The organism is Streptomyces torulosus (genome assembly GCF_001419765.1).
GTDB classification, from domain to species: Bacteria; Actinomycetota; Actinomycetes; order Streptomycetales; family Streptomycetaceae; genus Streptomyces; species Streptomyces torulosus.
In genome coordinates, this window is sequence record NZ_LIRK01000971.1 from 1 (window position 1) to 2,191 (window position 2,191).

Here is a 2,191-nt window from a genome sequence, read left to right on the forward strand (position 1 = left end):
GCTCGGCCCCTGCCGACCGGGTGCGGGTCGACGGGTGGTTGCTCACGCGGGTCCCCGCATCCTGGAGGGGCTGCGCCCCCCCTGGGCGGTCAGGCGTCGACGGTGGGAACCGGCGCCTCGTTCGCCGAGTCGAGGGCGCGGGCGCGGGCGGCCAGGAGGCGCGCGCAGCTCTCGTCGCCGCCCAGCACCGCCTCGGCCGCGACCCGCCCCACCGGGTACTCGGTGCCGTCGACGAAGCCGAGGAGATCGCGGGAGTCGAAGTACGCGAAGGCCTGGACCTCGTCCTCCAGCACGGCCGCCCCACGCAGTCGCCGCATGATCTCGGCGGCGAGCGCGAAGCACAGGTCCACGCGCGCCGCCCGGATGTGGAACAGCCGGTCCCAGGCCTCCGCGCCCACCCCGGTCACACAGCTCAGCGCGCCGTCGGGACTGAGAAGCCCACGGCAACGGCTGGCCGGGAAGCCGTGGCCGCGCCCCTAGTTCGGTAGACCCACACTCCCGCAGCCCGGTAGCCCCGCAGTCCCGTGGTCCCGTTGCGGAGGTCGGCGCGACGGGCGCGCTGCCGCGCGCACGCGGGTAGTCTCCGGGGCATGCGGATCTCCGTCTCCTCGGACATGGACGAACCCGTGGCCCGCCTCCTCGTCGAGGAGTTGCGCGGTCGCGGCCACGACGTGCTGCCGCACGGGGCGCTGCGCCCGGGGGACGACCCCCAGTGGGCGGCGTGCTCGGAGGCTGCCGCGCGGGAGGTGGCCTCCGGTGCGGCGGACCAGGCCGTCGTGTGCTGCTGGACCGGCACCGGCGCGTCGATCGCCGCGAACAAGGTGCCGGGCGTGCGGGCCGCCCTGTGTACCGACGCCTACACGGCGGACGGCGCGCGGCGATGGAACGACGCCAATGTGCTGGCGATCGGTCTTCGGCTGACCTCCGCCCCGCTGCTGAAGGAGATCCTCGACGCCTGGTTCGCCGCCGAGGCCAGCCAGGACACCGAGGACCGGGAGAACGTCGCCAGGGTCGAGCGGCTCGACCTCAGGGTTGGATGAACACCGGCCTCGCCCAGGCGGGCGGCTCCGGCAGCGGTTCGGGTGCGCCGCCCGTGGGCGTCCGCGCGGTGCGGGTCGGTGGATGCCCGGTCGGCGTGCCGTGCCGCGTACCGGCGACCCTGAGCGCGGCCACGAAGGACAGGCACGAGTCGTAGCGGTCGTCGGGGCTCTTGGCCAGCGCCCTCGCCAGCACGTCGTCGACGGACGCCGGCAGATCGGGGCGCTGCTCGGTCAGCGGCGGCGGCTGGTCGTACTGGTGGGCCCAGAGCAGCGCCATGTCGTCGTCGCGCTGGAAGGGCGGGCGCCCGGCGAGGGTCTCGTGGACGACGCAGGCGAGGCTGTAGACGTCGCAGCGGCCGTCGACGGGCTTGCCGGAGATCTGCTCGGGTGCCACGTAGTCGAGCGTCCCCACGAACTGGCCGACGGTGGTGAACCCGGTCAGCGACAGCGACTTCTTCGTCAGACCGAAGTCGGTGAGGTAGACGTGCTCGGGATGGTCGCTGTCCGTGCCCTGTGCGACCAGGATGTTGCCGGGCTTGACGTCCCGGTGCACCAGACCGTGGTCGTGCGCGGCGTCCAGCGCGGAGGCCACCTGGCCGGTGATCCGGGTGGCGGTCGTCAGCGGCAACGGGCCCTCCCGGTCCAGGAGGTGGCGCAGGTCCCGGCCGGCCACGTACCGCATGGCGATGTAGAGGACGCCCTCGGTCTCCCCCGCCTCGAAGACCGGCACGATGTGCGGGTGGTCGATCGCGGCGGCGACGCGTGACTCATGGGTGAAGCGGCGGCGGAAGGTGTCGTTGCGGGCCAGCTCGGGGGCGAGGAGTTTCAGCGCGACGGTCCGGTCCAGTCGCAGGTCCCTGGCCTGGTAGACGACGGCCATGCCGCCGCGGCCGATCTCGCGTTCGATGCGGTAGCCGGCGATCTGCCGCCCGACCAGGTCGGACGGCCGACCCGCGTACGGTCGCGTCTCACTCATCGGGCGTCACCGGTCGCACGAGACGGGTGGGTTCGTGATCGCTCGGCCCCTGCCGACCGGGGCGGGGTTCCTCCGTATGCTCCCGCGCCCCGGGCGCGGTGCCCATCGGCTCCTGCTCCACCGGCGCGGTGTCCGCCCGCCCGTGCTCCACCGGCGCGGTGTCCGCCCGCCCGTG

2 protein-coding genes and 2 pseudogenes are annotated in these 2,191 nt (G+C 74.1%); 1 reads left to right on the plus strand and 3 read right to left on the minus strand.

Features of this window, described 5'->3' with window-relative positions; genetic code table 11:
* Positions 1-161: 161 nt before the first annotated feature.
* A pseudogene (locus tag AOK23_RS43210) lies at positions 162-428 on the minus strand (Dyp-type peroxidase domain-containing protein); the annotation flags it as partial.
* Between the two features lie 162 nt (positions 429-590).
* On the opposite strand from AOK23_RS43210, the gene AOK23_RS43215 reads away from it, so the two are divergent.
* Entirely contained in the window at positions 591-1,040 is a 450-nt protein-coding gene (locus AOK23_RS43215) for an RpiB/LacA/LacB family sugar-phosphate isomerase (protein ID WP_055717828.1), read from the plus strand.
* Here the strand turns inward: AOK23_RS43215 and AOK23_RS43220 are convergent.
* Together AOK23_RS43220 and AOK23_RS49140 are read right to left on the minus strand one after the other, a co-directional pair.
* Complete coding sequence (locus AOK23_RS43220) at positions 1,027-2,016, minus strand: serine/threonine-protein kinase (RefSeq protein ID WP_055717829.1); 990 nt, start codon at positions 2,014-2,016, stop codon at positions 1,027-1,029. The two genes, AOK23_RS43215 and AOK23_RS43220, sit on opposite strands and share 14 nt — an antisense overlap.
* Positions 2,009-2,191: pseudogene (locus tag AOK23_RS49140) on the minus strand (hypothetical protein); the annotation flags it as partial. The pseudogene AOK23_RS49140 and the gene AOK23_RS43220, both read right to left, overlap by 8 nt.